This is a genomic window from Azoarcus sp. L1K30 (assembly GCF_018122735.1).
In the GTDB taxonomy this organism is placed as follows: domain Bacteria; phylum Pseudomonadota; class Gammaproteobacteria; order Burkholderiales; family Rhodocyclaceae; genus Parazoarcus.
The window spans coordinates 970639-996788 of record NZ_JAGRRD010000001.1; the positions used below are offsets into that span (position 1 = coordinate 970639).

A 26150-nucleotide genomic window follows, 5' to 3' on the forward strand; every position below is an offset into this window, starting at 1 on the left:
CCCGCAACGGCGGGACTTCCGTCAGGAGCACGAGAACATCATGAGTACAACGCACAAGGTTTCCACCTACTGCTATCAGTGCGTCAATGGCCCCGACATGCTGACGGTCGAGGTCACAGACGGGGTTGCCACCACGGTTGCACCCAACTTCGCTGCAAAGGGCTACCACCCGGCCGACGGCAAGGTCTGCGTCAAGCCCTACGGTCTGGTGCAGAAGATCTACAACCCCAACCGCCTGCTGAAACCGCTCAAGCGCACGAACCCGAAGAAAGGGCGCAACGAGGATCCGGGCTGGGTCGAGATCGAGTGGGAAGAAGCGCTCGACACCATCGCCACCCGGCTCAACGCGATCCGTGCCACCAGCCTGGTCGACGAACAGGGCTACCCGCGCGTGGCCTTCACTACCGGCGGCGCCGCCACCCCCTATTTCTACATGGGCACCTTCGCCTCCTTCCTCGCGGCCTGGGGCCCGGTGGACCAGAGCCTGGGTGCGGGTGGCACGGTGAAGTGCTATCACACCGAGCACGTCTACGGCGAACTGTGGCATCGCGCCTTCACTGTCTGCCCCGACACGCCACGCTGCGAATACATCGTTTCCTTCGGCAACAATATCGACGCATCGGGCGGTGTTACCAGCGTGCGCCGCCATGCAGACGCCCGGGCACGCGGCATCAAGCGCGTACAGATCGAACCCCACCTGTCGATTACCGGCGCATCGGCCAGCGAATGGCTGCCCATCCGCCCCAAGACAGATCCCGCTTTTCTCTACGCGATGTTGCATGTGCTGCTGCATGAGCGTGCCATCGCCGAGCTCGATGTCGCGTTCCTGAAGCAACGCACCGGATCCCCCTATCTCGTCGGCCCCAACGGCTTCTTCATGCGCGATCCGGTGTCGCGCAAGCCCTTGATGTGGGATCTGACGAGCAGCCGGGCCGTGGTCTTCGACACACCGGGCATCGACCCCGCGTTGCAGGGCGAATTCATCATCGCCGGCATTGAAGTCGGCGCCGACGAACAGGTCTGGGAGCACGCATCGGTGCCCGCCAGCACCGCGCTCGAGGTCACCCGCCGCATGGTCGAGCCGCACACACCGGAGTGGGCGGCCGCCATCTGCGACATCCCGGCGTCGACCATCCGCCGCATCGCCGGCGAGTTTCTCGAACACGCGCGTATCGGCGAGACCATCGAATTCGAGGGCCGCACCCTGCCATTCCGCCCTGTTGCCGTCATGCTGGGCAAGGGTGTCAATAACGGCTGGGGCGCCTACGAATGCGTATGGGCACGCACGATGTTGATGATCCTGGTCGGCGGACTCGAAGTGCCCGGCGGTCTGCTCGGCAGCACGGTGCACATCTCGGGCATGGACTTCGACCGCATGGGTTCGGTCGCCCCCCATCCGGACGGCTTTCTGGACTACCCCTTCAACCCGACCGACAAGGAACACTGGGCATCGCAGCCACAGGTGCGCCACGGTCATACCACGCTGATCCCCATTATCGGCGGCGGCCTCACCAGCCAGCTGATGGGTTCCACCGTGCTCAGCTGGATGCGTCTGCAGGGCCGCGCGGCCGACAGTTGGGGCAAGCCGAAACCACCCGATCTGTGGTTCGTCTATCGCTGCAATCCGAACATCTCGTTCTCGGAAACGGACAAGATGGGCGAGACCATGGCGACCTTCCCATTTACCGTCGCCTTCTCCTACACCCAGGACGAAACCAACCACTTTGCGGACCTGGTGCTGCCCGAGGCCATCGACCTCGAAAGCACGCAGCTGATCCGCCTCGGCGGCACCCACTACTTCGAACAGTTCTGGGACAGCCAGGGCTGGGTGTTACGTCAGCCGGTCGTCAAGCCGCAGGGCGAGGCAAGGGACTTCACCTGGATCTCGACCGAACTGGCGAAACGCACCGGGCTGCTCGAGGCTTACAACACCATGATCAACATGGGCGCGGCCGGGCTGCCGCTGAAGACCGAGCAGTACGACTTCTCGCTCGACGTCGGCAAGGCGCATTCCGTCGACGAAACCTGGGATGCCGTGTGCCGCGCAGCCAGCGCCGATGTCACCGACGGCGTTGCCAGCGACGGACTGGACTATTTCAAGGAGAAGGGCTTCCGCGTCAAGCCCTTTCCCAAGATCAACTGGTATCTCTATCCGCGCATGGAGGATCTCGGCCTGCGCTTCGAGCTGCCCTACCAGGAACGCGTACTGCGCATCGGCAAGGAACTCGCTGCGCGCCTGCACGAACAGGGGGTGACGTGGTGGGACCGCCAGCTACATGAATACGAGCCCCTGCCGACGTGGAAGGACCTCAACAAGCTGTGGTCCGACGCCTATGAACGCGCCTACGGCATCAAGGCGAAGGATTACCCCTTCTGGCTGCTCACCGCACGCAGCATGCAGTACGCCTGGGGCGGCAACGTCAGTCTGCAGATGATCCGGGAAGTCGCCGCCAACGTCGCCGGTCACGACGGGATCATGATCAATGCCAGGGTCGCGGAGGACATGGGCATTGAACAGGGCGACCGCATCGAGGTGACTTCGCCGGTCGGCGTCACCACCGGCCGCGCCTTACTCAGACAGGGCGTGCGCCCCGACACCATCGTCATGGTCGGACAGTTCGGTCATTGGAAGACCCCCTATGCCAAGGACCTCGACATGCCCAGCCTCAACAACCTGGTGCCGATGAACATGGATCTCGTCGACGGCACCGGCTCGGCAGTGGATGCCGTGCTGGTCAAGATCAAGAAAATCAGGAGCTGAACAATGACCCGCTATGTCATGGTCGCAGACCTCAACCGCTGTGTCGGCTGTCAGACCTGCACCGCCGCCTGCCGCCACACCAACGCCACCCCACCGGGCGTGCAGTGGCGAAAGGTGCTCGATATCGAAATGGGCGAGTACCCCAATGTAGACCGCCTGTTCATGCCCGTCGGCTGCCAGCACTGTTCCGACCCACCATGCATGGAGGTCTGCCCCAGCACCGCCACCGGCCAGCGCAAGGACGGCATCGTCACCATCGACTACGACATCTGCATCGGCTGTTCCTACTGCGCGGTGGCCTGTCCCTACCAGGCGCGCTACAAGGTGGAGGAAGCCCGCTTCGCCTATGGCGACACCCCGACCGAGAACGAAGCCATCCGCTTCGATGCCGGCCGCATCGGTGTCGCACAGAAATGTACCTTCTGCGCCGACCGCGTCGATGCCGGGTTGGCGATGGGACTTACGCCGGGTGTCGACCCGGATGCCACCCCGGCCTGTGCCAACGCCTGCATCGCCAATGCACTGACCTTCGGCGACCTGGAGGACCCCAACAGCAAGGTCTCCGAACTGCTGACCGAGAACACCTGGTTTCGCATGCACGAAGAACTGGGCACCGATCCGGGCTTCTTCTATCTCTGGAACGAAAAATGATCAACGAGAAATTCGCCCGCTTCGGCACGGTTCACCAGACCAGCTGGGACGGCCGCGCCGCAGGCAACTTCATCTGTGGCGGCGCCGGCGCCGCCCTGCTCGCCATCGCCGTGCTCACCTCCTGGCCGACGGCCCCGGACTGGCGCCTGCTCGTCCTCGCACTGGCCTTGATCGGTGCAGGTCTTGCCTTCGTGTGGACCGAGATCGGCCGCCCATGGCGCGCTTTCAACGTGCTTTTCCATCCCCAGACCTCATGGATGACCCGCGAAGCCTTCGTCGCCGGTCTGATCGCCGTTCTCGTGTTCGCGACCATCGCCACCGGCATGGCGGCGACGGCATACGCTGCCGCGCTGGCGGGCCTGCTCTTTCTCTACTGCCAGGGTCGCATCCTGCGCGCCGCCAAGGGCATCCCCGCCTGGCGCGAACCGAGCATCGTGCGCCTGATCGTGAGCACCGGTCTGGTCGAAGGTCTCGCCCTTCTCATACTGGCGGATCTTGCCATCGGCGCCGCTCGGCCCAACATGCCGGCTGCTTTGCTCTTGCTGGCCGTGCTGCGCTTCGGTACATGGTGGCGCTACCGTTCGCGCATGCTCGGCTCGGACGCGCCACGGTCCACGCGGACGACACTTGCGGTCGTGCATCGCGCGCTGCTGGCTGGAACCGCACTTCCCGTGCTGGCGTGCGGCGCAGCCATTGCGGTGCCGGGCGCGGCCGCAGCCGGCTCAGCGGTGGCTGCCCTTTCAGCACTGGGGGCAGGCTGGTACTTCAAGTACCTGCTCATCACCCGCGCTGCGCAGGTACAGGGCTATGCGCTGGGCAACAAGCTGCGTCGGGGGCATCCGCTGGCTGCGCAGCGCTGATGGCAGGCGTGTGATCGCGCGGTAGCGGTCCATTGCGCTCAGCAAGCGCTCCCCCGCGAAGCGATCAAGCTTGAAACGTTCGCGCAGCTTGCCGTCAATGGCAGGAGATCGACATTGATGGCCAAGCTGCAAGAACCGACCTCCGAAATTACCGCGCGTGGATTCAGGCAGCAGAGCCTTCAAGTGCGGCGCAAGTGGTCTCCGACACCGTGGGCGCTCGCATAGGCGGTGATGTAGCCGTAACAGGCACGCGCGTCGTCGGCCAACTCTAGAAAACTGATTCGGCGGCGACTCCAGCGGTCGAAATCCGGCCGATTGAGCGCCCTGTCCGAATCACACAGCGCCATGCCCCAATCCGGGAAAAGACGGCGATGAGCAGGCCCCTCGATGACGACACGGATGTCTCGATGCCTGACATCGGCCCGAATCCGCTCCATTACCCTTTCAATGTTTTCGGATTTTCCCTCGAGGATCTGCATGAAGCAGCCGTCCTGATGCACCAGGCAGCCCGACACGCCGATACTGCGATTGAGCTCACCGGCCTTGCTGCACAGCGCCTCGAGTGTCTGGGCTGACAGTGGTACCACCGCCTGACTGACATACACGAGAAAGTGCAACGACTCAGCCTCGTGCGAGAGATCATCGCCCGCGGAATCTTCCACTCTCTCGATGAAGTGCTCCAATTCGAGGGGCCGATGAAAGTAGTAACCCTGAATGAAGTCACAGCCATAAGCGCAGAGCTCGCGCCATTGCGCCGCGTCCTCGACGCCTTCTGCAATCAGCTTCAGCCCAAGCGCGCGCCCCAGACCAATCACTGCACGGATGACAGTGCGACTCTCCGTACTGCGGTCGATGCCCTCCACGAACGCACGATCGATCTTCAGCACATTCACCGGCAGCCGGGTCAATTGCGCCAGGGAAGAATAGCCGGTACCAAAATCATCCACCGCAACCCGCAGACCGAACTCAGCCAGGCGACGCAGAATACTCAGGTTGGTCTCTACATCCGCCATCAGAGACGTTTCCGTGATTTCGAGCAATAATCTGGCCGGATCTGCACCCGTCTCCTGCAAGATCGCGGCGAAGTCGTTGGCAAGGGTCTCTTCACTCAACTGCCGCGTCGAGAGGTTCAGGGAAACATAGGGAGCACGTTGCCCCCAGCGCTGCCGCCAGTCGACCTCCGCCTGGCAGGCAGCCCGGAATACCCATGCCCCGATCGGCACGATCGCGCCGGTCGACTCGGCAATCGGAATGAATACGGCAGGAGAAACGTCCCCCGCCGGTGGCCTCCACCGAAGCAACAATTCGGCGCCGACGATACGACCACTCTCCGCGGCAACGATCGGCTGAAAACGCGGCGACAACTCATTGCGTTCGATCGCCGTGCGCAGGCCATTGGTGATCATGAGCCGCTGCCTGGCTTGCTCCTGCAGGGTTTCGCTGAAAAACTGCCAGCCGTCTCGTCCCTTTTCCTTTACCGCATACATCGCAGCATCGGCGTGGTGAATCAGGTCGTCCGCCGAATGCGTGCTTCCCGTACCAAGCGCGATACCGATGCTGGCCGAGACATACATCGGCAATCCATCATACTCAAAGGACTGCCGCAACCGCTCGTTGATGCGATCGGCGAGACCGTTCAACATCGCCGGCACCTCGACCTGCTCGCACAAGATCAGGAACTCGTCACCGGCCAGTCGCGACACCATGTCCCCTCGCCGCACCAGCTCGATCAGCCGGGCAGCCACCGTCTTCAGCAGGCTGTCGCCAGCGTCGTGCCCGTAGGTATCGTTGATCAGTTTGAATCCGTCCAGATCGACGAACAGGAGGCCAACCGGAAGGCCGGTGCGCTGGGACCGCTGCAGGATATTGACCAGTCGGTCCCGGATCAGGGCGCGATTGGGCAGACCGGTCAACGGGTCGTGCGTTGCGCGTCGCGTCAGCTCCTCTTCCGCCTTCTTGCGCTCGGTTACGTCGCGCATGGTGACCACGAGCAACCACGCATCGCCATGCCGTACCTTGGCAATCGAGGCTTCGAGCGGAAAGAAACTGCCATCCTTGCGGTAACCCATCACCTCCGTGCGGCCTGCCATACGGCGCTCGGTCTCCTCGCTGTCAAGGAAGTGCCGCACAAGCTCCACATGCCGTTGCCGGAAATGCGGCGGTACAAGCTGATGCAGGGACAGCCCGAGTAGTTCGCCTTCGGCGTAGCCGAAGATCTCACAGATATTTCGGTTGGCCTCGCTGATGATGCCATCGGCGTTCGCCGCCAGAACTCCCATATCGGCAATGCTGAGAATCTGCTGCGCAGTGCCGAGCGTGCGCTGGGCACCTGCCACCGCCGAAGCGATATCCGCCGAGAGGTCGGGCCTCGGCCACGACTCACGCAACCGTGCCGCCATCGATCGCGCCCGATAGCGTTCCGGAATCACTGGCGGAATCTGACCGAAATGCTCGATGATCTCGAAATCACCCTTACTCGTGCAGCGCGCCAGATACGTATTGACCACCGCATGGTGAGTCGTCGCATCCATGTCAACCCGCCCTTGCGGTCCGGTGATGCGCACCGCTTCCAGCGCATCGACCAGTGCTTCGGCTTCCACCGTTCCAGCCGTCTCGGCAGCCTTCGCAAATGCATGGACGCACAGGTAGGCGCCCTCGCCGAAATTCGTCAGGATCCCGTTCCCTTCCGGCCAGATGCCATCAATATCCGGCTCACGGGCGAGGCGCTGCAGGTAGCGATGGTTTTCAGCGCTATCAAGCGACATGAAATACGTATTGCTTGAATACAGCCCCTCTCGCACCTCGGGCGGCAGACAACTCGCCATCATTTCATCGAAGTGCCCCATCACCACCGCCATGCGCTTCGACAATCCCATTTCAGCAAAACAGGTCAGCAGCCTGATCTGATCATTTCCGGCGAAATAGGGCACGAACACGTCAGCACCAGATCGCGCTACCTTTTCAAGCAAGGTCCGGATCTCCTCATCGCTGGCGCCGATCGACAGATACTCCTCGCCGAGACAATCGCCTTCAATACCCTCGAGCGTGCGCTTGGCCGCGTCGATCGAACCACGCGGCCACTCATAGTTATTTCCTGCAAAAAACATCTTGAGCCCGTAACGACGGGCCATGAACGGGATCATCTTTTCGATCTGCTGGTTCGGCAGCGCAGCGATATTGAAAAAATAGCGCCCCGAGATGCTGCCCTCGTAGAACGAAAAGTTCAGATAGGGCATGTGCAGCGGCTCGGCAACCTGCTCAGCCACCGCGATCCGCGAATTGGACAGCAGGTTGCCGATGATGGCTGCGCAGCGATGCTCATTCACCAGCCTCAAGGCAGCGGGCACCGCCGTATCGGGCAGGCTGCCGTCGTCCTCGATGACCAGTTCGAGTGGTCGCCCAAGTACACCACCGCGCTCGTTGATCTCGTCGCAGGCAATCCGCGCCGCCCGGACGATCTCCGGCCCATACAAAGCCACCAGTCCGGTGAGGGGCGGCGTCAAGCCGATACGAACGGCAGCGGCCACCAACTTTCGTTCGTCAGAGACCGACGGATGGGGCTGCGGACATCCGCTGTGGTCGGGAGGGGCGGCAGTCTTGTGCAAATCAGCCAATACGAACTCCAAGCGTCAATGGCTGCGTCCAGGCAGCCAAGCAAGCCAATGACTGCACTCTAGCGGAAAACCTACTATTCCGTTATGGGTAATTTCGCACTCCATGAAGAACGCGCGGCGGCGCAGCAATGCGTATATCAGCCCCGAACCCCAAGTCTGCGAGAGGTAGCGACCCCCTCCAACTGCCTAGCTCTTTGGTGACATACTAGATCAATCTGCCGGCTCCGCCCTGCCCCGCACCATTTGCGCTTTACGGATAGCCACTCGCGCTTTTCGGATTTCCCCATCGGCCCGGATGCATAACAATGCGTCATCCACTTACCGGGAGATGTTCATGACCGCCAGCAGCGCACTGTCGCAATTCGCACTCGAGCTTGCGACCGGACAGATTCGCATTGTCGACCTGACGCAGACCTTGTCGCCCGAGTTCCCGTCGCTCCAACTGCCACCCCAGTTCGGCCAGTGCTGGCCATTCAGGATGGAAGAGATCTCGCGCTACGACGAGCGCGGCCCGGCGTGGTACTGGAACAATTTCTCGATGTCGGAGCACACCGGCACGCACTTCGATGCGCCGGTGCACTGGGTGAGCGGCAAGGATTTTCCGAACAACGCAGTGGACACGATTCCGCCGGAGAATTTCGTGGCACATGCCTGCGTGATCGACTGCAGCCGCGAAGCGGCGGAGAACCCGGACTTCCTGCTGACGGTGGAGTTCGTCGAACGCTGGGAAGCCACCCACGGCAAGATTCCCGCCCGCTCCTGGGTGCTGCTGCGCACCGACTGGTCCAAGCGTGCGATGCCCGACGAATACGTCAATGCGCGTGAGGATGGCCCGCATACGCCGGGGCCCGCGCAGGGCCTGGTGCAGTGGCTGATCGACGAGCGCGACGTGTTCGGGTTCGGCGTGGAGTCGATCAATACCGACGCCGGGCAATCCTTTGCATGGGACATGCCCTTCCCGTGCCACTACCTGATGCATGGCAACAACCGTTACGGTCTGCAGTGCCTGACCAATCTCGACCAACTCCCGGCCCAAGGCGCAATCATCGTCGCTGCGCCGCTGAAAATCCGGAATGGCTCCGGCAGTCCGCTACGCGTCATCGCGCTCGTCCCGGGCCAGTAAACGCCTCTCTGCCCGAACGGGGAACCTCTCCAGAACCCCGTCCCTAACCCGGACACCCCGTTCGCTTGATACCCGAGTGCACCGCACTCGGGTATTTTTTTGTCATCCGCGCGCCAGGGTGTCTGACGGCGACTCGCCGAAGCGGCGCTTGTAGTCGGCCGCGAAGTGGCCAAGATGGCTAAAGCCCCAGTTCAGTGCGACCGTCGTCACCCGCACCGAGAAGGGGTCGGATGCCCGCAGCTCGTCATGCACACGCTGCAGCCGCACATCCTTGAGATATTGCATCGGAGAAGTATCGCGAAATCGCCGGAAACCGGCGAACAGCGAGCGACAGCTCACCCCGGCATGCTCCGCCAGATCGACGACAGTGATGGCCTCGTGAGCATGCTCTTCGATAAAGCGCTCGACCCGCTTGACGAAGGACGGCGCAATGGCGGGTGCCTCTGCGCACAGCGCCTCGGTGTAGCTGTGTGGCTGGCAGGTCAGCAGCATCGTCAGCACCAACTGCTCGATCTGCGCCTCGATGAGTGGCGCGCCCATCGTCGTCTGACCCTCCGCTCCGGCCGCGTCGGCCTCGCAGACCAGCCAGTTGACCATCCGCATCCAGCGTTGCCCGGCCACCGTATCGAGCGGCATGTCCATGCGAAAGTCGATGGGCTTGCGCATCGAATGCCCCAGGTGCTGCTGGCAGTGGCGATCGAGCACCTCACGGTCGACCCGCACGAAGAGCTTCTCCGTGCCCGCGTGATGCGACATCGAGAACGGCCGCTGGTGGCCGATGACCGATGCCGTATCGCGGTTGGAGTGCACCACGATGTCGCCGCTGCGGATCATCTCGTGACCGCTCAAGGGCATCTGCACCAGAAGGAAGGAGTCGAGCGAGCCCGGTTCGATGGAGACGTTGCCGCCATAGCTCATGCGCCCGACGCCAACCCCCCTGAACCGCCGCAGGCACATGTAGGCATCGATCCGGGCGCGCGCGTCGAGCACACGCAGACGGTGCTCGCAGAACACGTTGGTGCCTTCGCAGCGCGCCTCATCGACGTCCTGGGTGCTGAACACCGTATATCTCGACAAGGGCGCGGTCTTCGCCAACTGAGGTATGTGAACGTTCATGGTGGTTCCTTATGTGCCTGCGCTCGGCGCGTGCTTAAGCGGGCACGCCGATTCAAGTTGATGACGCCCGCCGACGATCAGCGGCCGCATTCCGGTCATTCATCCAGCCCGCACCCGATCGGTGCGCCGCGGCCCATCTCAGTGCCACCTACCGGGCCGGAGGGGCAGATCTGGCCCACAGACAAGGGCGCTTGCCGATGCCCGTCTGATGACCACTTGCTTTAAGCAACAACTATTCCAATACGAACTTCCTTACCGCTTTCGGTCAATCGCACCTCCTGCGCGATTGAGCTGCGCGAATGGGATAGGACCTGCGTTGATTGGATAGTCGCTCGGGGGGCGAATCTCTAGGTTTACGGAAACGACTCGCCGTGCACCTGGCGACCCGATAAAACCTGACAGAGCACTCGCCCCATGGACAGAATTCCCGACCGAATCGTCGCCCCGACGGCCGGCCTTCAGCCGCCTGAAAGCGTATTGAAAGCGCCGGAGGCATCGCCCTCCCAGACATCCGCGCGCCTGATGCGGGCCCCTGTCGTCATTGCACCGTGGCTGATCATCGGTGGCCTGCTTTGGGCGGGCCTCTTCATCAAGCCGCAGCCGGTAGGCAAGACCGTGCAACCGCCGGTCCTCGAACGCCGCGATCACTTCTACGGCCTCGCCGTGGCAGAAGACGGCCGGATCTGGATCGCCGGTTCGAGCGGCAAGATCCTGTCCGTCGGGGCCGATGGACAGGTCGAACGCTTGCCGACACCAACGCAGCGCACCCTGCAGGACATCGCCACCTGGGGCGACGGCAAGGGCGTCGCGGTGGGCAACGACGGGGTCGTCCTGCACAGCGGCGATGGCGGCAGGACCTGGGTCGCAAGTGCTGAAGTTCCCCGTTCCGAAGTAGCCAACAAGCTCAACCGCGTCCGCGTCGGCGCAGACGGCATCGCGATCGCCACCGGCGAGATGGGGGCACTGTTGCAGAGCAAGGACTACGGCAACACCTGGACCCGGATGCGCGACGAAGAGGATGTGGCCTGGAACGACGTGGCCATCGTCGACGCCCTGCACATCCGTGTCGTCGGCGAGTTCGGCCGCATTCTGCTGAGCGACGACGGCGGCGCGTCATGGACCGAAGTCGAGGCGCCGGTGCCGAGTTCGCTGATGTCGGTCGCCTTTCGCGACGCGGACCACGGCGTCGCGGTCGGCCTCGAGGGCGTGATCCTGACCACCGCAAACGGCGGACGGGATTGGACGCCGGTCGAGCTCGACATCACCGACCACCTGCTTGACATCACCTGGGATGCAAAGGCCGGGCGCTGGCTGGGCACCGGCAACCTCGGACGCTGGGTGCGCGCCAATGCCGATGCCAGCCAGTGGGACACCGGCCGCCTGGATGAACGCGATCTGTCCTGGCACACCCGCATCGTTCCCGGCGACGGCGTCACCTGGCTTGCCGGTGCCAACGTCGGCCGCTGGAACGGCGACCGCTGGACGCCGATCGGCAACTGAACGCGCGCTGCACGCCCCCCCTTCGAGAGAGAAAAGACATGATCGAACGTATTGCGGAATTCTGCATTCGCCGGCGAAGCTGGGTCGTCGGCAGCCTCGGGCTGCTGACCCTGGTACTGAGCTGGTTTGCCCTTCACATCGAGGTGCGCACCGTCTTCGAGGACATGCTGCCCTCGCGCCATGAGTACGTAAAGACACACGAGAAGTTCAAGGACACCTTCGGCGGCTCGAACATGGTCACCATCATGTTCGAGGTCAAGAACGGCGACATCTTCCAGCAGTCGGTGCTGGACAAGGTACGTACCGTCACCCTGGGCCTGCGCGAAGTCTCGGCGGTCAACCCCTACCAGATCACCTCGCTGGCTTCGAAGAAGCTCAAGGAAGTGCGGGCATCCACCGCCGGGATCGAAACCCGGCCGCTGATGTGGCCCGACCTGCCGGCCAACGCCGCGCAGATGGCGGAGCTGAAACAGTCCGTGTTGCGCAACCCCCTCGTATACGGCCCCTATGTATCGAAGGACCTGCAGGCCACGCTCGTTACCGTCGATTTCATCGACCGCGATGTCGACTACGCCAAGGTCTTCAGCGAGATTCGCGCCCTGGTGGCCAAGGTCGAGGACGACAGCGTAAACATCCGCGTCGTCGGCGATCCCATCCTCTACGGCTGGGTGAACCACTACGTGCCAGAAACCATCGATCTCGTCGCTGCGGCGCTTGGCGTCACCCTGGCCATGCTCTTCGTGCTGCTGCGCACCTGGCGTGGCGTGCTGCTGCCCTTGCTCGCCGGCGCGGTCAGTGCAGTCTGGGCGCTCGGCATCTGTCGCCTGATCGGCATCCATTTCGAGCCGCTGGTCATCGTCGTCGCGATGCTGATCACCTCGCGTGCGGTGTCGCACTCGGTGCAGATCATCAACCGCTTCGACGATGAACTCGACCTGATCGCGGTGGGCGCGGAGAGCTCGCGCCATGCCGCCAAGATTGCCCTGGCCGACCTTTTCCGCCCCGGCATGCTGGGTGTGATCGCCGATGCGGCGTGCATGGCCGTCGTCGCGCTGAGCCCGATCCCGATGCTGCAGAAGCTCACCGTGCTGTCGGTGGTGTGGGTGATGACGCTGACCGTGAGTGCGGTGATCCTCACCCCGGTGCTGCTGTCCTACATCCGCAAGCCCCACGGCACCGTGCATCCGATCGATCTCGCGCCGCTGCTGCGCAAGGTGCTCGATCTCGGCGTATGGATGGCCACTTCGCGCTTTCGCTACGCGGTGATCGTGTGCAGCGTGATCGTGATGACGATCTCCGGCATCTACGCCTTCAACCTGAAAATCGGCGACGCCAACCCCGGCTCGCCCATCCTGTGGCCGGAATCGACCTACAACCAGGACTCTGCCGCGATCAACGCGCGCTTCCAGGGCGTAGATCGCATGTTCATCGTCATCGGCGAGGATGGCAAGGAAGGCCTGGTCAAGAGCAACGAGGTGCTGCAGGCGATGAACCGCTTCCAGCGCTTCATCGAAACCCAACCCGAGGTAGGCGGTTCGGTGTCGATTGCCGACGTGCTGCCGGTGGTCAACAGCACGCTGCGCGAAGGCAATCCGCGCTATCTCGAACTGGGCGACACGCAGACGGTGAATGGCAGCCTGATGGCCATTCTCGACTCCGTATCCGAGCCAGGCGACATCGACCGATTCGCCGACAACCAGTACGCCAACGCCGCCGTCACCATGATGTTCCGCGACCGCCAGGGCGAGACCATCCGCACTGCGGTCGCCCGCATCAAGGAGTTCATCGACCACAACCCGCTCGCCGAGGGCCACTGGCAACTCGCCGGCGGCCTGATCGGGGTGATGGCCGCAGTCAATGAGGTCATCCTCTCGAGCCAGATCGAGGCTGTGGCGCTGGCACTGCTGGTGCTGGTGATCATCTGTACGGTGGTCTATCGCTCGACGGTGGCCGGCATGCTGTTCATGGTACCGGTGATCATTTCCAACACGCTGACGTTCAGCTTCATGGCCTGGAAAGGCATCGGCATGAACATCAACACCGTGCCGGTCGCCGCACTGGGCATCGGCCTCGGCGTGGACTACGCCTTCTACATCGCCGACCGCATCAAGGAAGAGATGGCGGCAGGCAGCACGCCCGAACACGCCATCTACCAGGCATTGCACTCGGCAGGCATGGGCGTGATCGTCACCGCAAGCGTCCTGATCTTCAGCACCTTGCTGTGGTGGGCCTCGTCGCTGCGCTTCCAGGCCGAGATGGGCCTGCTGATGGCGATCTGGCTCGGCGTCTCCGCCATGTCCGCGCTGTTCGTGATGCCCTCGGTCATCTACGTCTTCCGCCCCGAATTCATCTTCGGCAAACGCGACCGCCCGGTGCTGGGCGGTCTGCAGCCGGCGTTGCAGTCAGCCTGAAGCACCGCCCATGACATCCCGTTTTACACCGAGCAGCACCTATCCGACCCATCTCAAGGGAGAAACCATGAACAAGAACAGGCATCAGGACGTGCCCGCAGCCCGTCTGAAGACACTCACCGTGGCACTCGCGCTTGCAGCCGCGAGCGGTGCCCTTCAAGCGGCAGACGACAATCTCAAGATCGACGGTTACCTGCGTCAGGAGTTTTCATGGAACACCCTGAACTGGGTCGACACGCCCGACTACAACGATCGCGGCAAGCTGTCGATGGCCCGTACTACCGCGCGCCTGAACGTCGACTGGAAAGCCACGCCCGATGTATCGGTCGTCGCCAAGCTGCGTGGCGTCGGTGAATTCAAGACCAATGCGCTGAACCATCTCGAAAAGATGGGGGCCAACAACTACCCGGACGGCGGCCGCGGCGACATCATGGCGCTGTACAACCGTAATGACATCGGCGATGTGGTTCGCGAACTGTATGTCGACTTCCCGCTGGGCGAGCGCACCCGCGTCCGACTGGGCAAGCAGCAGATCGCCTGGGGCGAAACCGACTTCTTCGCGGCCAACGATCTGGTCCACGGATTCGACCTCACCTGGCGCTCCTTCCTCGAACCCGCCAACGAGGAGCTGCGCAAGACCAACATCATGGCCAAGATCAACATCGACGTCCCCGAGCTTGACGGTGCGGTGGAGATGTTCATCCGCCCGGGCTGGGATCGCAAGGCCGACATCGGCACCGAGATCGACATCTACGGCGGCCGCTGGTCCAGCCAGCCCTATGCTGGCGTCGACTTCCGCAATATCGACCCCTACGACAACAAGAACAGCGAAGGCGACTACCGCGATGTCACCGGCGGCCTGCGCTGGAGTGGCATGGCGGGCGACATCAACTATTCCGTCTCGTACCTGAAGACGTTCTGGCCGAGCCCGATCATGAACGCGGCGAGCACGCTCAAGCTGCTCGGCATGCCCGACGTTCCGTCCGGCGCGGTCACGGTGGGACGTGCGGACACCAAGGGTGTGGCAGGCGACGTGATCTACCCGATCGTCGACGTCTTCGGTGCCACCGCCAGCGGTTACGCAGAATGGGCCGACGCGGTGTTCAGCACCGAGGTCGCCTACGTGAAGGACGCCCCCTACCAGATCCTGCTGCCGACCCCCACGCTGATCTCACAGGCCGTTGCGCCGGGCTTCGATGGCATCAAGCGCAAGGACGTGCTGACCTGGATGCTGCGCATGGACAAGAACCTATCCTTCACCCAGAGCCTGCTGGGTAGCGAGAAGCCGATGTTCTTCTCGGTGCAACTGTTCGACAAGTGGATCCAGGACTACAACTCGAGCGACCGTCTGATCAACTCGGTCGGCTGGGGTGCGCGAACCAAGGAGCACTCCTTCCTGCTGACCGGCATCTTCAGCCTCAGTTACGACAACGGCCGCGTCAAACCCGAACTCGTGCTCGGCAGCGACCTGACCTATGGCGGCGGCTTTGCGGTGCCCTCGGTCACCATGGAACTGGCCAAGAACTGGCGCTGGAAACTCGAGTACGACAAGTTCTGGAACGACGACTGGCGCGACGGCAAGAAGTGCAATTTCCCCAATGCCGCCAGTTGCGACGAGACCAGCCTGTTCGGCTACTTCCACAAGCGTGACCAGATCTACACCAGCCTGACCTACCTGTTCTGACCCCGGACGGAGAACCCCACATGAATACACTGCACAAGCCCCTTATCGCCTCGCTGGCCGCCGCGCTCGCCCTGCTCTCTCTGCCGGCACATGCCGCCGAGCTCCCGGCAGGCACGGTCATCTCGGCCGAAAACCTCGACAAGATCAAGAACGACACTTTCGAGGGCCACACCATCGCCAGCATGCTCAGCGAACGCATGGAATGGCGCATCCGCAACAACGGCTGGAAGCTGCCGCTGGCGAAGTCGAAGGAGGTTCCGCTCGACCCGAAGTGGGTCAAGGCCTCGCAGGCAAATGCCGGCAAGACCAAGATCAATGCCGAGACCTGTCAGATCGACGGCTGGAGTGCCGGCCTGCCCTTCCCCAATATCGACGACAAGGACCCCCAGGCCGCAGAAAAGGTGATCTGGAACTGGCACCTCGGTCAGCTCACCGGCGACGTGGCTTACGTACCGAATTTCACTCAGGTTCTGATCGACGGAGAGAAAGGTGTTCACGCCGAACCGGTAGCGGAATTCACCCGCTACTCGATGAAAGGGCGTCTCGCCGGTGAGGCGGTCGAAGGCGATGGCAGCGAACGCGGCCGCCAGTTGCTCTACTTCAAGTCGCCCTCCGACATGAAAGGCCTCGGCACCTTCACCATCATGTACGACTCGATCAAGGTCAATGACGTCTGGGCCTACATCCCCGCCGTCCGTCGCGTTCGCCGCCTGTCCGGCGGTGCGTGGATGGACCCGATCGGTTCGTCCGACCAGCTGCAGGACGACCTCGAGATCTTCAACGCACGGCCGTGCTGGTATCCGGGCTACAAGATGCTCGGCAAGCGCTGGGTGCTCGCCGTTGCCAACAGCAAGACCCCGCTGTGGAACAAGAACGGCAACAGCTTTGCCGAGAAATATCCGGTACTGGAAGACAAGGCCCCGTTCTGGAACATGAACAACAACCAGTTCGAACCGCGTGAAGTCTACGTCATCGAAGCCACGACGCCGTCCGAGCATCCCTACAGCAAGAAAGTGCTGTACGTGGACACCAAGTATCCGCGCATCTATTACGGCGAGGCCTACAACCGCAAGGGTGAGTTCTGGAAGTTCATGGAGTTCCACTCCTACCCGGCCAAGGCCGAGGACGGCTTCTCCGACGTCCGCACCGCCGGCGGCGCCATCATCGACTTCCAGCGCAACCACGCCACCGTGTTCCTGGTCGATTCGCCCACGTGGAAGACCAACGTGGCGGGCATGAGCTCGAAGGACTTCACGCTGCAGACACTGCAAGCCGCCGGACGCTGATCGGGCACGGGGGCAGGGCCCCATGCGAAAGCGGAGACTGCTTCAGCAGTCTCCGCTTTTTCTTTGTTCTCGAGCGCCGGAATGCGCCCCATCAATGCCGGATTTCGCGTCCATCCGGTGATACCTTAGCGGATACCAACGCATCGACATGCGCCATCGATCAACGCGACAACTCGTCCGGAGTCCCCCATGCCCCTCTCGCCCTTTCACCTTGCCATCCCCGTCCATGACCTCCCCGCCGCCCGCCGCTTCTATGGCGAGGTATTCGGCCTGGAAGAAGGACGTTCCAGCGCTCAATGGGTGGATTTCAACTTCTTCGGCCACCAGTTGGTCATCCACGAACACCCGATCACACCCTCACAGGCGGATGCGCACACCAACCCCGTGGACGGGCATGACGTACCGGTGCCGCACTTCGGAGTCGTGCTCGAGTGGAGCCAGTGGGAAGCACTTGCCGAACGCCTGAAGTCGTTCGGCACTGCTTTCGTCATCGAGCCCTACATCCGCTTCAAAGGACAGGTGGGCGAGCAGGCCACGATGTTCCTGCTCGACCCCTGCGGCAACGCCCTGGAATTCAAGGCGTTCAAGGACATGGGGCAGCTGTTCGCGAAATGACTTTCCGAACTCAGGCTGCGCTCATGCCGCCATCGACCGAGATGCAGCTCCCCGTGACATAGGCAGACTGGCTCGACAGCAGCCACAACACGGCCGACGCCACTTCGGATGCCTGGCCGATCCGGCGCATCGGCACGGCATCGGCATACATCATGTCATCGCCGCCGGTCACCCGATCCAGGCTCGGGGTCTTGATCGGCCCAGGACAGACCGCGTTCACCCGGATGCCGGACGCCGCGTAGTCCAGCGCGACCGCACGCGTCGCACCGACAATGCCATGCTTCGCCGCAACGTAGTAGGCGAGACGGGGCATCGCCTTCAGTCCGAAAATCGAGCTGTTATTGACGATCGACCCGCCACCGGTGGCCAGCATTGCGCGAGCGGCGTACTTCATCATGTAAAGCACGCCCTTGAGATTGACGTCGATGACGTCAGAGACATCCTCGTCGGGCGTCTCGTCCGCACTGTTGAATGCGCGTTGCAGCCCCGCATTGTTGAAGGCGCCGTCGACCCGGCCGAAGTGATCGACCGCGCATTGCACAAGCGCGGCACAGTCGGTCGCACGCGCCACGTCGGTACGAAGAAAAACAGCCTTGCCACCGGCCGATCGCACCGCGACAGCCACTGCCTCTCCCTCGCGTTCACTGCGATTTCCCAGCACCACCGTTGCTCCGGCAGCCGCAAGTGCAAGGCAGACCTCGCGCCCCATGCCACTGCCGCCGCCGGTCACCACGATGACCTTGTCCTTGAGATCGGAATAGGAATGCACGTCGTTCGCTCCATGTGAGTCAGCCCGCACTCCCCTGCGATGCGGAGTACGGGCTGCGTTCGATCCGGTGCCGGCGGAGATCCATCCGCGCCGGCATGCTGCCCTCAGAGGGCGGCCGGAATCCGTCCGAGCACTGCCTCGAGGGCCATGCCGATTGCCAGCATGCGGCGGTCGCTTGTCACGGGTCCGTCGAGCTCGAGCCCGACCGGCAAGCCGCTCTTCGGACCAAGGCCGATCGGCAGCTGGATCGACGGCAGACAGGCGCTGGCTGCGGGTTCGGTGTTCTGGATCAGAAGGTGAAAGTTCTCCGGAAGGCTCACCTCCGGCCTCGCCTCGGGTGCCACAATGGGCGTTGTCGGAAACACGAAGGCATCGAGGTCGTAACGTTGGAAGAGATCGCGGTAATGCGCCTTCAAGGTCGGACGTCCGCTACGGATCGCCTCCTGGAACAGGGGTTCGACATCGACCAGGGTGCCATCCGGGCCAAAGGTTCGGCGTGGCAGCACCAGATCCTTGTAGATGCCCTTCACATCCGGACTGGCGATCTGCTCGTACAATGCCTCGATGCTGATGCCGGGTCCCTGTTCGCGCAGATAGGCACTCATATCGTCGCGGGCCTCGCCAAACACCACCGGGAAACCGATGGGCTCGTTCAACGCCTGCATGCGCGCATCGGGCACTTCGACAAAAATCACGCCCACCGACTCCAGCCGTGCCACGGCCGCTTTCGACACCTGTTCCGTGTCGGCATCGAGATTGGCCCAGAAACCCTCGACCACACCGAGCCGTAACGCATCGAGCCGCACTGGCGGCAAGGCGGCGTCGCCGGTGATGATGGCATCGAGCAAGGCCACGTCGGCCATGCACAATGCCATCGGCCCGACCGTGTCTCGGCTGTTGGCAATCGGGATGACTCCGCGCCCAGAGTATCTGCCCCATGACGGGCGTAGCGACGCGCAACCGTTGAGCGCACACGGAATCCGCATCGACCCCCCGGTATCGGTACCCAGCGCCGCGAGCGCCATCCGCGCGCCGAGCGCGGCGGCGCTGCCGGACGATGAGCCCCCGGCAATCCGGGTCTGATCGTAGGGGTTGCGCACCCCAACGGTATTGGCGCTATGGAAGGCATGATTGAAACCGGTGGCACCAAACGCCAGTTCATGCATATTGGTCTTGCCCAGCACAATGGCGCCGGCATCGCGCAATCGCTTGACCGTTGGCGCATCCTCGGCCGGCACGAAATTCGCCAGCGCCGGCGTACCGGCCGTGGCAGGCAATCCAGCGGCGTGGATGTTGTCCTTGATGACGAGCGGCACGCCACTCAACGGCCCGGCCGGCTCGCCTGCGGCGCGTGCAGCATCGGCCGCGCGCGCTGCGGTGAGTGCGCGCTCGCTGTCAAGGGTAATGAAGATGTTGAGGTCGCGCCTGGCCTGCGCCTGATCGATGCACGCATGCATCAGTGCCTCACTGCTGAGCTCGCCTGCAGCGAGGCGGGCGGCGGCGCCGGCAATGGTCAGGCCGGACAGCCCGATATCGGATTTTTCTGTGGTTCTTGACATGCTTGCTCCTGTTCTTGGGGCGAATAGTGGGTCCATTCCGAAGCTCACACCGGGGGATGCATCCGGTGCCAGCGCGTCACGCGCTGGAAGGCCTCCCCGGCTGCGATCAGCGCGGACTCGCTGCCCCTGCGTCCAAGCAGCTGGCAACCGATCGGCATACCGCCGGCAGTCATGCCGCAGGGCAAGGCAAGCGCAGGATGGCCGCTGACATTGAAGGGCGAGGTGAACTGGATCAGGCGCTGGTTGAGCTCGGGGTCCTGCGCCAGGGCACCGAGCTGCTCGTAGGTGGGCGCGGCAAAGGGCTGTACCGGGGCCACCAGCATATCGATCGACTCGAGCAACATGCTCATTCGACCGCGAAAGGCGATGGCCTCGAGAATGGCGCGCTGGTACGTCATGCCATCGGCCGCCCGCCCCACATCGATCAGGCGGCTCAGCGCGGGGCCATACTCGGATGCGCGGGCTGGGTAGGTTTCGGCGTGTGCGACGGCGGTCTGCACACCGCACAAGACCTCCCACGTTCCCGCGACGTGCCATGATTCGGGTGTCACGACCTCGACGAGTTCGGCCCCCAGATCGCGCAGCGTGGTCAAGGTTTCGCCCATCGCCTTCAAGGTCTCGTCATCGGTCGCGCGTGCGTTCCAGGCCGGATCGACGCCCACTCGCACACCTTTCAGATCCTGCCGGGGCGTCAACGCGACGGAAGGCACGCCCGGCAGTGAACTTGGATCGAGCACGTCGGGGCCATCAATGGCCGCGAACATGATTGCCACGTCGCGCGCCGAGCGCGCCATCGGTCCCACATGGTCGAGCGTCGCCGCCAGCTCGAACACGCCGTGACGGCTCACCCGCCCCCAGGAAGGTTTCAGTCCGGTCAGCCCGTTCGCGGCACAGGGAAAGCGGATCGACCCACCGGTATCGGTTCCGAGCGAGGCGACGCACAGTCCGGCGCTGGTTGCGACGGCCGAACCGCTGGATGATGCACCAGTCCAGTGATTGGCCCCCCAGGGATTTACCGGCGGAACGGACGACGGATGCGGGGTCGCAAACGCCCCTTCGGTCAGCTGCAACTTGCCAATGATGATGGCGCCCGCATCGCGCAGGCGCTTGACCACCGTCGCGTCCTCATCAGGAACGAAATTGCCATGCACTGTCGTCCCAGCCGCAGTCACCACGCCGCGAGTCCAGAACAGATCCTTTACCGCTACCGGGATGCCATGCAACGGTCCCCGATAGCGCCCGCGCGCGATCTCGGTCTCCGCCTCGCTGGCCGCCGCCAGGGATTCATAGGCCATGACCCGGGCGTAGGCGTGCAAACGCGAATCGAGCGCCTCGATGCGGTCGAGCTGGCTGCGCACCAGCTCGACCGGCGACAACGCACGCCGCTTCAGCAAGGGCGCCAGCTCGCTGATGTCGAGATAGTGCCAATCGTTCAGATTGAGCGAGCTCACGATGCCACCCTGCCGCCAGCAAACGAGAACGCCTCATCCTTGAACTGCTCGGGCGCGGGATACGCCACCCGGCTCTGCACCAGGCCGAGGTCCAGAAAAAGTTCGCACAATTTGTAGGCCACTACACCAGGGTTGAGCACCGGCACCGGCAGTCTTCCCGCCAGCCACGCATGCGACTGGTGCATCGTCGTCGACCCGAGCACGATGACATCGGCGCCATCCTCTTCGATCGCCCGCAGCGCTTCGGCCTCGAGTTTCGCGAACACGACATCCTCCTTGCCGCTCAGCAGGGCCTCGGTATCGGGACGGACGTCGATGGCCCGAATCGAGGCCAGCCGCGAGGCCAGACCATATTCGCTGATTGTCTTGCGGTAGAGCGGGAACCAGCGCTTCCACATCGTCAGCACGCTGAACTTGTGCCCCAGCATGGCTGCTACGTGAAAAGCGCTCTGGCCCGGGCCCAGTACCGGGATCGACAGCCGGGCGCGCAGTGCGGCAAGACCGGAGTCGCTGACGGTGTTGATGCACACCGCATCGAAGCCCTCGGCTTCGGCACGCATGCCGGCCTCGATGACGGCCATCTCCATGATCGCCATGTCGTAGTAGCTATCGGCCAGCGTCATCACCCTGCCCGCCCCGACGAATTCGACCTCGATGTCGGGACGCCTGAACCCGGCCGGCAACTGCGACTCGACCATCGGTCGCGTGGCCTCGCTCATCGGCACCGGGAAAATCATCTTCACTTTCTTGCTCATTCTCGACTCCACATGACGGATGGGTGGTGCGGGGTCAGAGACCAAGCTCACTGCGCTTACGGGTCAAGGTGTCGATGACGATGTACATGATCTTGCGCGCGCATGGCATCAGGTCGGGAATATAGGTCGCGCCCATGCCGCCCAGCCCCTCGGCCAGCACCTCGGGCGAGCCCTGCGCCGGCCACGGCCAGCCGATGCGGGCCGTCGGCACACCGTAGCGGCGCAACGCGGTGCCGTCAGTCTGGCCTCCCAGCAGATCGGGTTGGCCGTGAGGACGTTGCTCGATATGCTCCCAGCCGCGCTTGGCCGACTGGATGACCCAGTTGCGCTCGTCCGTGGTACCACCCGGCACCGAACCGTACATTTCCCAGTCCAGCACCAGATCGGGCCGCTTTGCCTGCAGGTTGCGAACAAATGACGCGAATTGCGCCTTGACCTCCGCTGGCGAAGTGCGCGGGTTGATGCGCACGTCGAAGAAGATCTCGGTGATGGCCGACGGAAATGCCGCACGCTCGGGGTCACCCGAACGGATGCCCGAGATCCAGCCATGCGGCGCGACCACCCCCGAGGTATTGCGCTCGGCATAGGCGATCAGCCATGCCTCAAGGGCCTCGATCACCGCGGCGGCGGGCACCACCGAACTGCGGAACCCGGGTGTGCCGCGCGGGACACCGGCATAGCCGAGGGTGCCGTGCACCCGCAGCTTGAACCAGCCCATGCCGGGCTCCTCGTGGTACACCCAGTTCCACGGCTTCATCACCACCGCGAAATCGGCCGCGGCGCCACGGTTGAGCATGTGCAGCACCCCGTTCGACATACCGGCGTGCTGGCGCGCGGCCACATCGACCGGCATGCCGCCGTCGGCCATGCCCACCAGCAGGTCGCCCAGCGTCGGCACGCCGGACTCGATCAGCGCGGTGGCGATCTCGGTCAGCGTCGCGACCATCGCCTTGGGATTGGATGCGCCAAGACCGAACACCCAGTCGCCCTCCATCTTCGCCCGCGGCTGCATGTCTGCTTCGGTGTGTCCACCGGTCCACGCCCGCTCTGCAGCGTCGCACTCGAGGTGGGTGTCGATCGGTGCATAGAGCATCAGCGCTGCACCGCCCCCTGCGCCGCGATATTCGGCAAGCACATTGCCACTATTCTCGGTCATCGGCTGATAGCGGGCCTGCAGCCCCGCCGCGGACAGGCGCGAAGCCATGAACTCGCTGGCGGCACGGGCCGCACCGGTGGGGCTATGAATGTCGGTGATGGCGAACAGCAACTGCTTGAGGCGCTCGGGGTCGAGCCTGGCGCAGGCTTGCTCGTACCATTGCTGCTGCTCGGCGGAAAAGGGAACGGGTGTGGTCTCTGTCATGGCGATGGGATTCCGTTGTCGTGGTCAATTGCTGGGGACGAACTGCTCGGCAAACACGTTCTCCGGCGCGACGCCAAGCTCGACCAGGCGTCGCGTGGCGGCATCGATCATCCCCTGCGGGCCGCACAGGTAAGCCACGGTATCGGGGTCGCTGACGTCTTCGGGTCGGAGGGCCGAGACCGGGCTGCCGTTGTGGTAACAGCTCCCCGGCTCGCGATCGACGCAAATGCGCACATCGAGACCAGGCAACCACTGGCGTCGAAGCTCGAGCTCGTCGAGATAGAACAATGCATCCGACGTGGCGCAGCCGAAGCTCAGCAGCATGGGCGGCTTGCGGCCGCCGATCTGGCGCATGCGGTCGATCATCGACAGCACCGGCGCAAGGCCGGTCCCGCCGGCGACGAAGATGTGCGGCGCACGGCGTTTCTCGCGCAGGAAGAAGGCGCCGTAGGGTCCCTTGAGCTTGACCACGTCATCGACGCGGGCCTGCTTCTTCAACCAGGTGGACATCACGCCCTCGGGCAGCAAGCGGATCAACAACTCCAGCCGCGGCAGCTCGGCCTCGGTGGACACCGGCGAGTAGCTGCGCAACTGGCTCACGCCCGGCACCTCGACCTGAACGAACTGACCCGGCTTGAAGCTCAGCCAATTGTCGTCGGCCAACTCCAGCGACAGCTTCACCACGTTCGATGCGATGGGCTCGACGGCATTGACGAAGGCATGCACCTCGACCGGCACCACGCCGCCTTCGGCGCTGCCGTAGGACAGATCGAACGTGCAATCGCTCTGCGCACGGCTCACGCACAGCAGCCGATGACCCGCTTCGTATTCGCTGGCAAGAAGCGTGGAGCTGCTGCCGGGCTGATTGACCACTTCGCCGTCGCACAGCGTCGCCAGGCAGCTGGAACAGCTGCCCGAACGACACTGGTGCATCAGCGGCACGCCGCCCGCAAGCGCCGCGTCGAGCAAGGTATCCCCTTCGCGCACGTCAACGACGCGGCTCGCGCCGTCGGCGAAACGGAAGGTCACCGTATGGGTTTGACTCATGATTGTTCTCTGCTCTGTTGGGGGTATCGGCGGCGCCGATGACGGTTGCCGCCCGCGACCGGCGCACCCGGCGGCAACCGCAACCGCTGCCACGCTCAGTCGTCGATCTGTTCGACGAAGTAGCCAGGCGGCTTGCCCGCGCGCTCAGTCGTCGATCTGTTCGACGAAGTAGCCAGGCGGCTTGCCCGCGGCCGTGTCCTTGAAGCGGATTGCGTGCGTCTTCACCGCCCCCGCCACGCCCTTGCCCGGCTTCGCAATCCCACGGTTCCAGCGCGAGGCCAGCTTGCGCCACGTGATCGGCGAGATGTCGGTCGCCACCAGCTGCTCGTCGTCCCAGCCCGTGCCGTCGGCGTAGAAGTTCTGCATCGCTTCGCGCGCATACAGGTCGCAGTCGTTGAATCCGTGCAGGCACAGCGGCTTGTACACACGCTCGAACTTGTACTGGAAGTCCGTGCGGGCCTTCTCGCTCGGGCACACCTTCACCAGCACTTCCCAGTATTCGTGCAGGTCGTCGGTGATCGGCACGTACCATTCGTATTGCACGATGTGCTCACCCGGCCAGTTCTCCACCATCAGCACCCCGGGCAACACCACCGAGGTGCGGTAGAAGCGCCCATTGACCCCTTCCACCTTCAGCCCCAGCGACTCGTTCTCCAGTACCGGTGCCCACTTCTCGGTGAACAGCCACTGCATCATCCCCTTGGGGCCGTGCTCGTCTTCCACCACCGTGATGCACTCGTCGCTCGTGGGCAGAATGCCCAGCGGCAGCACCCAGTCCATCGCGTGCACAATGGTGTTGTCCTTGTGCACCAGAATGTGCGCGTTGTCGAAACCGTTCTCGCACGCAATGCGCCAGTTGCCATAGCCGGTGCGGTGCATGCCGTGCGCCACCGCGTCCGCGTCGAGCAGGCTCGGTGCGGCCGGCCACAGCGGGTGCGGGAAGCGTTCGCTGTTCTCCGGAAACCGGAACGGCAGGTCTTGCGACAGCGGCGGCACGTCCTCGTCGGCAAAGTCGTCTTCGCGCACGAACACGAACACCATCCCCGCCACCTCTTCGGTCGGGTAGCTCGTGATCCCGGTCGTGCCCACCAGCTTGTCGTCCGGGTTGGCCACGATCGTCGACAGCTTGCCGTCCTTCAGATCGAAGGTGAAGCCGTGGTACCAGCACGAGATCGTCTTCTTGTTGAAGCACATCGGCTTCTCCGACAATCTCACCCCACGGTGCAGGCACTGGTCCTTGAGCGCATACACCTTGCCGTCGACACGGCGCAGCACGATCGGGATGCCGCAGATCTGGATCCCCTTGACTTCGTCCTCCGCCAGCTCCTTGCTGAACACCGCCGGATACCAGTGGTTGATGAAGCCCCACGCCGCGTCCTTGTACGGCTGGTACTGACTCTGCGTCTTCTGCCCATTGACCCGTGCATCACTGATCCCGTGCGCCGCCTTCACCACCCGACGACGTACCACCGTCTCGTCTGCCATCGATTCGCTCCCTGTCCAAATGCGCTCAACCCGCGCTTACGTCCAATGCGTCACCCACCCCGGCAACGCTTCCATGAGCCACATCCTAGGCACCCCTCAATCA

At 63.5% G+C, this 26150-nt stretch carries 18 protein-coding genes; 9 read left to right on the plus strand and 9 right to left on the minus strand.

All coding sequences use genetic code 11. From position 1 onward, the window contains the following. Window positions 1–40 precede the first annotated feature (40 nt). From J5J83_RS04335 to J5J83_RS04345, 3 genes are read left to right on the plus strand one after another with little or no spacing between them, the layout of a single operon-like run. Window positions 41–2761, plus strand: coding sequence for a molybdopterin-dependent oxidoreductase (locus tag J5J83_RS04335; RefSeq protein WP_212345861.1), 2721 nt, complete (start codon window positions 41–43; stop codon window positions 2759–2761). Between the two features lie 3 nt (window positions 2762–2764). After that, window positions 2765–3412 (plus strand): 4Fe-4S dicluster domain-containing protein, encoded by a 648-nt coding sequence (locus J5J83_RS04340; protein WP_212345863.1) that lies wholly within the window; start codon window positions 2765–2767, stop codon window positions 3410–3412. Continuing rightward, the gene (locus J5J83_RS04345; protein ID WP_212345865.1) at window positions 3409–4272 is read left to right on the plus strand and encodes a DmsC/YnfH family molybdoenzyme membrane anchor subunit; all 864 of its coding nucleotides are present in this window, start codon (window positions 3409–3411) and stop codon (window positions 4270–4272) included. The genes J5J83_RS04340 and J5J83_RS04345 overlap by 4 nt, the downstream gene beginning before the upstream one ends. A gap of 179 nt (window positions 4273–4451) precedes the next feature. Here J5J83_RS04345 and J5J83_RS04350 read toward each other — a convergent pair whose 3' ends face one another. After that, window positions 4452–7799, minus strand: coding sequence for an EAL domain-containing protein (locus J5J83_RS04350; protein WP_212345867.1), 3348 nt, complete (start codon window positions 7797–7799; stop codon window positions 4452–4454). A 421-nt stretch (window positions 7800–8220) separates the two neighbouring features. Here J5J83_RS04350 and J5J83_RS04355 point away from each other — a divergent pair, with 421 nt between their 5' ends. Then, on the plus strand, window positions 8221–9009 hold the full coding sequence (locus J5J83_RS04355; RefSeq protein WP_212345870.1) for a cyclase family protein: 789 nt from the start codon (window positions 8221–8223) through the stop codon (window positions 9007–9009). A gap of 102 nt (window positions 9010–9111) precedes the next feature. Here J5J83_RS04355 and J5J83_RS04360 read toward each other — a convergent pair whose 3' ends face one another. After that, the gene (locus tag J5J83_RS04360) at window positions 9112–10125 is read right to left on the minus strand and encodes an AraC family transcriptional regulator (RefSeq protein WP_212345872.1); all 1014 of its coding nucleotides are present in this window, start codon (window positions 10123–10125) and stop codon (window positions 9112–9114) included. A gap of 414 nt (window positions 10126–10539) precedes the next feature. On the opposite strand from J5J83_RS04360, the gene J5J83_RS04365 reads away from it, so the two are divergent. From J5J83_RS04365 to J5J83_RS04385, 5 genes are all read left to right on the plus strand, one after another. Next, window positions 10540–11625, plus strand: a complete 1086-nt coding sequence (locus J5J83_RS04365; RefSeq protein WP_249115611.1) for a YCF48-related protein — start codon at window positions 10540–10542, stop codon at window positions 11623–11625. A gap of 38 nt (window positions 11626–11663) precedes the next feature. Then, a complete protein-coding gene (locus tag J5J83_RS04370) occupies window positions 11664–14036 on the plus strand; it encodes an MMPL family transporter (protein ID WP_212345874.1) in 2373 nt (790 codons plus the stop codon). 67 nt (window positions 14037–14103) lie between these two features. Then, window positions 14104–15720 carry a DUF1302 family protein gene (locus tag J5J83_RS04375; RefSeq protein ID WP_212345876.1) on the plus strand — a complete coding sequence of 539 codons (1617 nt, stop codon included), beginning with the start codon at window positions 14104–14106 and terminating at the stop codon, window positions 15718–15720. 20 nt (window positions 15721–15740) lie between these two features. Further along, on the plus strand, window positions 15741–17006 hold the full coding sequence (locus J5J83_RS04380; RefSeq protein WP_212345878.1) for a DUF1329 domain-containing protein: 1266 nt from the start codon (window positions 15741–15743) through the stop codon (window positions 17004–17006). A gap of 189 nt (window positions 17007–17195) precedes the next feature. After that, the gene (locus tag J5J83_RS04385; RefSeq protein WP_212345880.1) at window positions 17196–17621 is read left to right on the plus strand and encodes a VOC family protein; all 426 of its coding nucleotides are present in this window, start codon (window positions 17196–17198) and stop codon (window positions 17619–17621) included. A gap of 10 nt (window positions 17622–17631) precedes the next feature. Here the strand turns inward: J5J83_RS04385 and J5J83_RS04390 are convergent, their stop codons facing one another. The 7 genes from J5J83_RS04390 to J5J83_RS04420 all read right to left on the minus strand — a co-directional run bounded on the left by J5J83_RS04390 (window position 17632) and on the right by J5J83_RS04420 (window position 26047). Further along, on the minus strand, window positions 17632–18390 hold the full coding sequence (locus J5J83_RS04390) for an SDR family NAD(P)-dependent oxidoreductase (protein ID WP_212345882.1): 759 nt from the start codon (window positions 18388–18390) through the stop codon (window positions 17632–17634). Window positions 18391–18494: 104 nt separating this feature from the next. Next, on the minus strand, window positions 18495–19949 hold the full coding sequence (gene iaaH, locus J5J83_RS04395; RefSeq protein WP_249115612.1) for an indoleacetamide hydrolase: 1455 nt from the start codon (window positions 19947–19949) through the stop codon (window positions 18495–18497). A 44-nt stretch (window positions 19950–19993) separates the two neighbouring features. Continuing rightward, window positions 19994–21400: an amidase gene (locus J5J83_RS04400; RefSeq protein ID WP_212345887.1), complete on the minus strand. Its 1407-nt coding sequence runs from the start codon at window positions 21398–21400 to the stop codon at window positions 19994–19996. Beyond that, window positions 21397–22155, minus strand: coding sequence for an aspartate/glutamate racemase family protein (locus J5J83_RS04405; protein ID WP_212345890.1), 759 nt, complete (start codon window positions 22153–22155; stop codon window positions 21397–21399). The genes J5J83_RS04400 and J5J83_RS04405 overlap by 4 nt, the downstream gene beginning before the upstream one ends. Before the next feature lie 34 nt (window positions 22156–22189). Next, window positions 22190–23515, minus strand: coding sequence for an acetylornithine deacetylase (locus tag J5J83_RS04410; protein WP_212345893.1), 1326 nt, complete (start codon window positions 23513–23515; stop codon window positions 22190–22192). Window positions 23516–23539: 24 nt separating this feature from the next. Further along, entirely contained in the window at window positions 23540–24562 is a 1023-nt protein-coding gene (locus tag J5J83_RS04415) for a 2Fe-2S iron-sulfur cluster binding domain-containing protein (RefSeq protein WP_212345896.1), read from the minus strand. A gap of 144 nt (window positions 24563–24706) precedes the next feature. Beyond that, a complete protein-coding gene (locus J5J83_RS04420; protein WP_212345899.1) occupies window positions 24707–26047 on the minus strand; it encodes a Rieske 2Fe-2S domain-containing protein in 1341 nt (446 codons plus the stop codon). Between the last annotated feature and the right edge of the window lie 103 nt (window positions 26048–26150).

Coding starts and splice junctions, on each gene's coding strand:
- J5J83_RS04335 (WP_212345861.1), top strand. CDS start 41: ATGAGTACAACGCACAAGGTTTCCACCTACTGCTATCAGTGCGTCAAT.
- J5J83_RS04340 (WP_212345863.1), top strand. CDS start 2,765: ATGACCCGCTATGTCATGGTCGCAGACCTCAACCGCTGTGTCGGCTGT.
- J5J83_RS04345 (WP_212345865.1), top strand. CDS start 3,409: ATGATCAACGAGAAATTCGCCCGCTTCGGCACGGTTCACCAGACCAGC.
- J5J83_RS04355 (WP_212345870.1), top strand. CDS start 8,221: ATGACCGCCAGCAGCGCACTGTCGCAATTCGCACTCGAGCTTGCGACC.
- J5J83_RS04360 (WP_212345872.1), bottom strand. CDS start 10,125: ATGAACGTTCACATACCTCAGTTGGCGAAGACCGCGCCCTTGTCGAGA.
- J5J83_RS04365 (WP_249115611.1), top strand. CDS start 10,540: ATGGACAGAATTCCCGACCGAATCGTCGCCCCGACGGCCGGCCTTCAG.
- J5J83_RS04370 (WP_212345874.1), top strand. CDS start 11,664: ATGATCGAACGTATTGCGGAATTCTGCATTCGCCGGCGAAGCTGGGTC.
- J5J83_RS04375 (WP_212345876.1), top strand. CDS start 14,104: ATGAACAAGAACAGGCATCAGGACGTGCCCGCAGCCCGTCTGAAGACA.
- J5J83_RS04380 (WP_212345878.1), top strand. CDS start 15,741: ATGAATACACTGCACAAGCCCCTTATCGCCTCGCTGGCCGCCGCGCTC.
- J5J83_RS04385 (WP_212345880.1), top strand. CDS start 17,196: ATGCCCCTCTCGCCCTTTCACCTTGCCATCCCCGTCCATGACCTCCCC.
- iaaH (WP_249115612.1), bottom strand. CDS start 19,949: ATGTCAAGAACCACAGAAAAATCCGATATCGGGCTGTCCGGCCTGACC.
- J5J83_RS04405 (WP_212345890.1), bottom strand. CDS start 22,155: ATGAGCAAGAAAGTGAAGATGATTTTCCCGGTGCCGATGAGCGAGGCC.
- J5J83_RS04410 (WP_212345893.1), bottom strand. CDS start 23,515: ATGACAGAGACCACACCCGTTCCCTTTTCCGCCGAGCAGCAGCAATGG.
- J5J83_RS04415 (WP_212345896.1), bottom strand. CDS start 24,562: ATGAGTCAAACCCATACGGTGACCTTCCGTTTCGCCGACGGCGCGAGC.
- J5J83_RS04420 (WP_212345899.1), bottom strand. CDS start 26,047: ATGGCAGACGAGACGGTGGTACGTCGTCGGGTGGTGAAGGCGGCGCAC.